Annotated in this window: 7 protein-coding genes; 3 read left to right on the forward strand and 4 right to left on the reverse strand. The window is 59.0% G+C overall.

The genetic code is table 11. The features are described 5' to 3' along the window. Window positions 1-9: 9 nt before the first annotated feature. From H6F75_RS24455 to gloB, 4 genes are all read right to left on the reverse strand, one after another. Window positions 10-1,650 (reverse strand): CHAT domain-containing protein, encoded by a 1,641-nt coding sequence (locus tag H6F75_RS24455; protein ID WP_190755417.1) that lies wholly within the window; start codon window positions 1,648-1,650, stop codon window positions 10-12. A 45-nt stretch (window positions 1,651-1,695) separates the two neighbouring features. Continuing rightward, window positions 1,696-4,074, reverse strand: a complete 2,379-nt coding sequence (locus H6F75_RS24460; RefSeq protein WP_190755419.1) for a protein phosphatase 2C domain-containing protein — start codon at window positions 4,072-4,074, stop codon at window positions 1,696-1,698. Window positions 4,075-4,249: 175 nt separating this feature from the next. Continuing rightward, window positions 4,250-4,597, reverse strand: coding sequence for an NAD(P)H-quinone oxidoreductase subunit M (locus tag H6F75_RS24465; RefSeq protein ID WP_190755421.1), 348 nt, complete (start codon window positions 4,595-4,597; stop codon window positions 4,250-4,252). A 98-nt stretch (window positions 4,598-4,695) separates the two neighbouring features. Next, window positions 4,696-5,469, reverse strand: coding sequence for a hydroxyacylglutathione hydrolase (gloB, locus tag H6F75_RS24470; RefSeq protein WP_190755423.1), 774 nt, complete (start codon window positions 5,467-5,469; stop codon window positions 4,696-4,698). A 229-nt stretch (window positions 5,470-5,698) separates the two neighbouring features. Here gloB and H6F75_RS24475 point away from each other — a divergent pair, with 229 nt between their 5' ends. The 3 genes from H6F75_RS24475 (at window position 5,699) to H6F75_RS24485 (ending at window position 7,799) form a co-directional block, all read left to right on the forward strand. Continuing rightward, complete coding sequence (locus H6F75_RS24475) at window positions 5,699-5,896, forward strand: hypothetical protein (protein WP_190755425.1); 198 nt, start codon at window positions 5,699-5,701, stop codon at window positions 5,894-5,896. 149 nt (window positions 5,897-6,045) lie between these two features. Continuing rightward, a complete protein-coding gene (locus H6F75_RS24480; protein WP_190755427.1) occupies window positions 6,046-7,104 on the forward strand; it encodes an NAD-binding protein in 1,059 nt (352 codons plus the stop codon). 215 nt (window positions 7,105-7,319) lie between these two features. Next, the gene (locus tag H6F75_RS24485; RefSeq protein ID WP_190755429.1) at window positions 7,320-7,799 is read left to right on the forward strand and encodes a response regulator; all 480 of its coding nucleotides are present in this window, start codon (window positions 7,320-7,322) and stop codon (window positions 7,797-7,799) included. Window positions 7,800-7,953 lie beyond the last annotated feature (154 nt).

A 7,953-nucleotide genomic window follows, 5' to 3' on the forward strand; every position in this document is an offset into this window, starting at 1 on the left:
CTGGGTTCCTTAGCAGGGCGGGGACGATTTGGGGCTACCCTCGAGGGTAAATTCCATTAGCTCGCCCTCAGGACTGCCAAATCGAATTGCCGTGCCCAGGGTAAGGGGCACCTCGGCCCGGTGGACGTGGTGCCAGCCGTGGTTGTCAAAGTAGTACGACCCATAGCGGGAGCGATCGCGCAGATAATAGTGGGTCTCCTGTATGCCATTCTCAAACTGCGTGCGGCAGAATATTTCCGCATGCTGCCCCGAGACCCAGGGCTCCAAAATGACCAAGTCGTTGTCGGGCAGTCGCCCCACCCGCAGATAACCATCGTAGAGGCGCCATAGGCGAGTCGGGGTGGCCAGGCAGCGCAGCACTACCGATTGGGTCATGCGCAGGTCTTGTCCTGGCAGCTGGGTCACAGCCAGGGCCGCCTCGCGCAGCAGATGCCCTTCAAACTGGGGGTGCTGGTACAGCACCGGCAGCGTCCAGGCCGGGTGGTTGAAGCGGTAGGCCGTCAGCAGGTGTTGTCGAGCCAAGGCCACCGCTTGAGCGACCGGCTGTCGCTCAGCTAACCCCCGAGCCAGCACCTGAATGAAACTTAGCGCCTCCTCGTCGGCAATGGAGTCGCGCATGGCCAGCACCGCCGGCACCCCGTGGTGCAGCAGTACCTCCGCTAGACTGCTGCGGGGGATGACCTGCTGCTGTTGCAGGTCGGGCTGGGCTCCCCAGCAGGTGTTGAACACCGCCAGCCGAATGCCGTTGTGGGCCAGCCCCTGGGCCAGCTCCGTGCCGCTGAGGCTGCCCCCCTGGCGCAGAAATAGCATCCCGCCGTCGGGGGCAGGTACCCCGTGACCCGCGTAGAAGAACACGTTGAAATAGCCGGTTTCCAGGGCTGTAAGCAGTGTTTTTGCGTCAGGTTCTAGCAGGGTTTGCACCTGGCAAACCACTGGACTCGCCCCCTGGTAGCTCAATCGCGAGGCGCTCAGTTCCAGCAGCTGCTTCAGGGCCTCGGCTTCCTGGGGCAGTTGTAAGACCTGCTCGGCACCTCCAGCGGTAATGCCAGGGTCGTCTTGACCCAGCACCAGCAGAATTCGCAACGAGATGTCGAGCTCCGCATCAGGCAGCGGTTCGACGGCACTGGCGGTGCGGCTAAACAAAACCTGGGGTCCCAGCGACAGCGCTGGACAGCCGGGCTGGGGCTGCATAATTTCCCAGGGCAGGCTGATCAGTTCGGGCGGGCGCACCTCTAGCCGCAACTTCAGCGGGCGGTTTTGGCCGATCGCCATGCCCAGGCTGCGCTCTAAGGTCTGACGAATGGGACCGTCAAACAGCCACTCCCACAGGCTGACCCCCAGCCCCTGCATCAGCCGCCCAGTGTAGCCACCGGCTTCCGCCGCCGGAGCCACCCGGTCGAGCAAATCGTCGAGGTGAAACTGGGGCACGTAGGCTGAGGGCACGTGGGGCACCTGGGGCAGCCCCCGCAGCGAAAAAAACTGCTGCCAACTCTCCCAAATCTGGGCCATTTGGCTATCCCAGAGGCGATCGTGGTGGGCATAGCCGCCCGGAAACGGACTCTCTAATACCCAAATGGCGTAGTGGGTAGAGTCGGCCTGGGTAAGGCGATCGATGGCGAGGCACAGGGTAAGGTCATCGAATGACGGCATAGGCAGGCCTAGGGCATAGGGCCAAGGGATAATGAGGGGAGGCGACTAGGGCGTGCAGCGACCCGCTTGGGCTGGGGTGACTAGCTTTAGCAGCGTGCCTGCTCCGTAGATCTGGCGAGTCTGCACCCAACCCTCTTCCCCCGGCGCCAATAAGCGTTGACCCAGGTTAGGGGCGGTAGGCAGGGCCGAAGGGGATTGATTGGTTTCCTGAGGTTGCTGGTCAAGGGACTCGCCCGAGGGGATTGAGCAGACCCGTAGTCGCACCCAATCGACATTGTCCGCCGTGGTTTGGCGACTGACAACCCTAAGGACACTGCCTGTGGCTACGGCTCGAGTCTCTTCCGCCGCACTCAAGGCAGGCTGTTGGCCTAGCTGTAGCAGTTCACTGTTACCGGTTGCACTCAAAGGCGGGGCAGACTGCCAAAAGGAGCCAACAGCAATCTCAACAATGGCGGCCAAGGCAGCCTCTGGCAGCGGTCGCCCCTTCAGGGCCGGTCCCAACCCTGAGGAGGCCATTGGCCGGAAAGCAACGGCCTCGGAGGAACTGCGGTTCAAGGCTAGACCCACGCCTGCTAGCGCGGCGAGCACTATACCAACGCCCCCTAAAAAGGGCACCCAAGGAAAGCCTGACCGACTCGGGACCGGGGTTGAATCGGCTGGTGAGACTGGAGCCACCAGCCGGGTTGACGGCGTTGCGGCTGCACCGTCGGCAACGGGAGCCCTGAGAACGCTGGGGATAGCATGGTCTGCCTGCCGTAGGGAGCCCCCAGGCAGGATCGGCAGCGGGCCGAGCTGGGGCATAAACCGCATTAGCCCAACCGTGACGTTATCGTGGCCATTGAGCCGGTTCGCCTGCTGAATTAGGGCGGTTACAACCGGGCTGAGAGGGCTAGCGGCGGTCGTTAGCGGCGCTACCAGGTAGGGCGCGAGGATTTCGACGCGATCGTAGTCGCTGAGACCATCAGAGCAGAGCAGTAACACCGTCGGGTCGTCAAGCAGTAGATGCTGTACGGAGGGGTATAGCTGCCCCGAGTCGCTAATGCCCAACGCTTGAATGAGTGCCCCACCGCTGGGCAGCTGGACGGCCTCTGAGTAGAGGGCATAGCCCATTTGGGCTTCTCGGGAAGCAACGTCGTCGTCAACGGTGATTTGGTAGCAGGTGTAGGGGCTGATTCGGTAAGCGCGACTGTCGCCAATGTGGGCGATAGACACGTAGGGGAAATGCACCAGAGCCACCACTACGGTGGTGCCCATCCGGGCGCGGGCTGAGCGATTCTCGTCGTTGTTGCGGGCAGAGATGGCATCGTTAGCCAAAATGAGCGCCTGTCTGAGACGCTGAGCAATCGCCCCCGGAGACGGGTAAGCCTGCTGAGTGAGGGGTTCTAACTCCTGCTGAAGCAGCTTAATAGCTGTTTGGGAGGCCACATTGCCCTGTTCATGGCCACCAATGCCGTCGCACACTAGCAGCAGCGGCAGGGTCTCAACGCTGTCTGCAGAGACCGGTAGGCGCTGCTGGCGCGAGTCTTTCTCGGGGTAGCAGGCGTCTTCGTTGCGATCGCGGGTTGGCCCCTGATCGGTATCCGCCGCCCAATCTACCGTCACCAGCAGCCCCTGGGCCAGGGTATGAATGGCTCCCTCCAGTTCGGCTACCAGCTCTTGATCAGACGCTAATTTCCCCTCTTTGAGAGCCTTACACAGCCAGCTGAGGTAGGCGCGCACCTGGGGTTGAGCCGTAGCCACCAGCGACTGCCACCGTTGGCTCAGCTGGGTCAGGGTAGGGCTAGGATCGTCGGCCACCAGCGTGGTGAGCCGCAGTAGCGCCCCGTCTACCCGCAGATCATCGAGTTCGAGAAGGGTGGTGGCCAACTGCTCTTCCATTAGCGTTGGCCATAGGGCTGCTACCTGCCGTAGCCAGTTGAGCTGTTGCAATGGTGAACCCTCTGGCCACCGTTGCGCTAGGGAAGGTAGGACAGCGGCTTCAATTTTTCCTTGCCCCGGAGGAGATCCTTTCTCCTCACTAGCCTGGGGATGCAGCCGCATAGCGATGGGCGCATTGTCCAAGAGCAGCACCGTGGCTGATAGCCCAGTTTGCTCTGAGGTGAGGTAGGCATAGGGGCGAGGAATCTGCTGGGCCAAGTGAAACAGCTTTAGATAAGCCATCACCGGGGCTGGAATCTTCTCTAGAGGAGGGGGAGGGGTGTCGGGCCGGGTGTCGAGCCAGAGTTGATGCTTCCCCTGGGTCCGTTTTTGACCCTCGCCCCAGACCAAAAAGCGCCCGGCTATCAGCGTACCAGAGCGCCCCGTTAGCGGCCCATCGCCGACCGCCAGCAAAAAACGATACAGCAGAGGGGTTTGGCAAACCTTACAGTGGCTGGCAGGGGGGGTCGAAACCGACCGACAGGATGGGTTAGAGCACTGGATCACGATCCGTTTGAGGCAGGTAAACAGCTCTTAATCTCTCATGGTATCTAACCCCAGCCTATTCAATGCCAGAATCTTTAGCCCCAGCCTAGCTAACCTCGACTAGCGCCAGGTCTGGAGCAATACCTTACCTATTTTTCTACGACGGTTACTATCTGGGGGAATGCCGGGGATAGCCCTAGCTAGCTGACTTATCGGCCTCAACCCGAGGCAGGCCCATACTGTAGTTGAGGGCGCGGCTCTTGAGGTTATAGCTAATGGCTCCCTGCTGCAGGAGCTGTCGGATAAAATGTTCCAGATCGGAGCCGATGCGGCGCAGGTTATAGTCGGTCAAATCTTCTCCAGCGGCGGCATCGACCAGTCGATCAAACTCGGCATAGACAGCCTTGATGGCGTCTTCAGACCAGTTGAACTCGTTGTCGGGGTCAATGTCTAGGGTGAGCTTGTCGTCGCTGGGTACCAGCTCGTTGTTGGCAACAATGGCGGTGTAAATGTGAACATGCCGAGTAGTCGATTTGAGCATCATAGCCAGGTGTCGCCCTTCTAAATAGTTGTGGTCTAGGGTGGTTTACCCCAGGATGTGCTGCTGTTGTGATTGTATAGCAACCGTTCCCAGGCAAGAGCTTAGAACAGGTCTTTTTTGCCCCTCAGCCGGGCAAAGGTCTGTACTGTCGAGGTGCTGTTCATCGCCTGCTGTAGGCTGGCTTGATCCCACCGGAGGAAGGGATTGGTTTGCTTTTCGAGCCCTAGCTCAGTGGGCACCGTGGGCTGGTCTTGGGCGCGGGCAGCCTGCACCTGTTTCAGCCGCTGTTGCAGGGTAGCATTGGTGCCATCCACAGTGACGGCAAACTTGAGGTTGCTCAACGTGTACTCGTGGGCGCACCACACCCGGGTGGTGTCGGGCAGCTGACGCAGCTTGCCTAGCGACTCAACCATCTGCTGAGGGGTGCCCTCAAATAGGCGACCGCAGCCTCCGGCAAACAGGGTGTCGCCGCAGAAGAGTTCTCCCCAATCGTTGGGTGTGGCCGGAGCTAGGTAGTAGGCAATGTGGGCGTAGGTGTGGCCGGGCACGAAAATAACCTCGGCTTGGCGATCGCAGATCTGCACCCAATCCCCCTCCTGCAAAAAGTGGGTCTGCCCAGGAATGCGACCCCGATCCTCAGCGCCACCGTAGACCTGGGCTTGGGGAAATCGCTCTAGCAGCTGGCGGTTGCCGCCCACGTGGTCGCTGTGGTGGTGGGTATTGAAAATGGCAGTTAGCGTTGCGCCCAGCTCCTTTAGGGTCTGAAGCACCGGCTCGGCGTCGCCGGGGTCAACCACAGCCGCCTGTCCCTGAGCGATGTCGTGGAGCACAAAGATGTAGTTGTCGCTAAAGGCCGCTACCCGATGAATTTCCATGTGGTGCTCCTTGTTTTGCGCTGTTTTTCCGTAGCTTTTCTGTGGAGAATCTGTCGTTGACCAAGCTTTAATACAGGTTTACTGAATCTTTACCGGTCGCTCAACCGTAGTGTTTAGAGATTGGGCATGCTGAAGGAAGCATGAAAATGTAGCAAGGGCTACAACGCAGCCTGTGGTATCACCCTGCGAGCTTCTACTATCGTCACTCCTGAATTGAGGATTTGCAATCATGGTGTCGTCTCTACCCGCCCCAGATATTCAGTCGCTTGTTAGCGTTGCCATAGAGCAAGGGACGTTGAGCCGCCGCGACCATCTGAGCCTATCGACGGCGATGTTGAGCAATCCCCTGTTGACCGCCCGCGATCGTCAGTACATCAACCAGGTGTTTGACAATATTCGCTCTGGACGAGTGCGCTTGGCTGACTAAATCTTCTCCAGGTGGAAACGGCGCGCCCTGGCTAACCCCAGGGCGCTTTACTTTTAAAGTCTAGAGCGGCTACGGCTACGGTAGCTTAAAGGCTGGCCGTGCGTTAGAGCCAGTAAATGTTTAGAGCCAAGTTTTAGTGGTCAACCCCTGTGCGCCTTAACCGCCCCCGCTATGGCGAAACGATTGTTGAGGAAAACTACCGGCGCACCCAGCAACACCTGATTCGCGGGGCGATCGCCCTGGGCTGTGTGATGGTAGCGGGAGTGTTCTGGTACCACTTTGTGGAGGGGTGGAGCTGGTTAGACTCGGTCTACATGGCGGTGATTACCCTGTCAACTGTAGGCTTTGGGGAAACGAACCCACTGAGCCCCAGGGGCCGCCTCTTTACGATCCTGCTGATCATGACGGGGGTAGGCGTGATTGCCTACATCCTCAATAACCTCACCGAGGCGATTGTGCAGGGGCACTTTCAGGCTGGATTTCGCTCACTTAAGCGGCGCAGATTTATGGAGTCTATGCAGGGCCACTATATTATCTGTGGCCTCGGCCGTACAGGTCGCCAGGTCGCCACAGAGTTTCTGGCAGAGAACATTCCTTTTGTCGTGGTCGACTCTGATGATGGCGCAGTGCGAAGCGCCCAACAGTTGGGATACGTCACGCTTCAGGGGGACGCCACCCAAGACCAAATGTTGCTCCAGGCTGGGGTAGAGCGAGCCCGGTGTTTGGTGGCGGCCCTGCCCTCCGATGCCGAAAATCTCTACATTGTGCTCTCGGCCAAGACCCTAGCCCCCGGTATTCGCACCATTGCCAGGGCTAGCAGCGAAGAGGCCATTCTCAAGCTGCAGCGGGGCGGGGCCGATGTCGTGGTGTCGCCCTACATTACCGGCGGCAAGCGGATGGCGGCGGCGGCCCTGCGGCCCCAGGTAGTAGATTTCTTAGACGGCATGCTCACCGGAGCCGAACGCACGGTCTATGTCGAGGAGTTTTTGCTGCTGCCCGAGAGCTGTCCGATCATTGGCAAAACCCTGGCTGAGGCACAGCTAGGTCGCCAGTCTGGGGCCTTGATTTTGGCCATTCGCCGAGACGACAGAATGCTGATCTTTGCCCCCAGTGCCGATACTCGCCTTTACCCCAGGGACATGGTGATCAGCATGGGCAACGCCGACCAGCTGCGGCTGCTGAGCCAAATTCTCAGCCCCATTGAATAGGGCAAAAAGGCGTGATTTTGACCCTGAGGTCTACCTCAACCTAGAGCAGCAGCCGTTGGGGGCGTAAAACTTACAACCTTCCGCACAACAGCCATTTTCTGCCGTTTATCGCTAGTGTTCAGTATTAAGGTTTGATGCGCGGCCCACCCAGTGCTTGATCCGAGATGCGTTGATGGATCTTAGCCGAACCTAAACCTGCCCTTGGCGATGACCCCATGCAAGACCTAGAACGAGAACGCTTCATTCTGGTCATTGACCCCAACCCAGCCCATGTTGAGGTGGTTCAGCAGGTTCTGAGCCAGCAGTCTGACAGCGATTCGCGGAGCAACCTGTCCCAGAATCACCTCGAAATTGTCGTGAGTGGGGAGGCGGCGATCGACTACCTGCTGCAGCGGGGCGAGTACGCCTATGCCCCCCGCCCCGATTTAGTTCTGCTCGATCTCGATCTGCCCGGGCTCGAACTGCCGGAAAACGACGGACACAACATTCTTACTACTATCAAGACGACGCCTCACCTCAAGCGGATTCCGGTGATTGTGTTCACGGAGTCTGATCGCAGTGAAGATATTTTGCGGAGCTATGCCAGCCAGAGTAACTGCTATGTGGTGAAGGCGGCCGATTTAGAGCAGCTGTCTCACACAGTGAAACAGATTAAGGCGTTTTGGCTTGAAATTGTAACGCTGCCCCTGAGGTGACTCTCCCTTGCTTTGATACGTTTAGTGAACAAACAAAAACTGGTAGAACTCTAGAGGTAATGATGAATTTGTTAGGGTGATTAAGAAGCTACGCAACGATGCCTATGCTGCCCTGCCCTGACTGCACCTCCGAACGGACCGTCAAGAATGGCCA

Source organism: Nodosilinea sp. FACHB-131, from assembly GCF_014695395.1.
Classification (GTDB): Bacteria; Cyanobacteriota; Cyanobacteriia; order Phormidesmidales; family Phormidesmidaceae; genus Nodosilinea.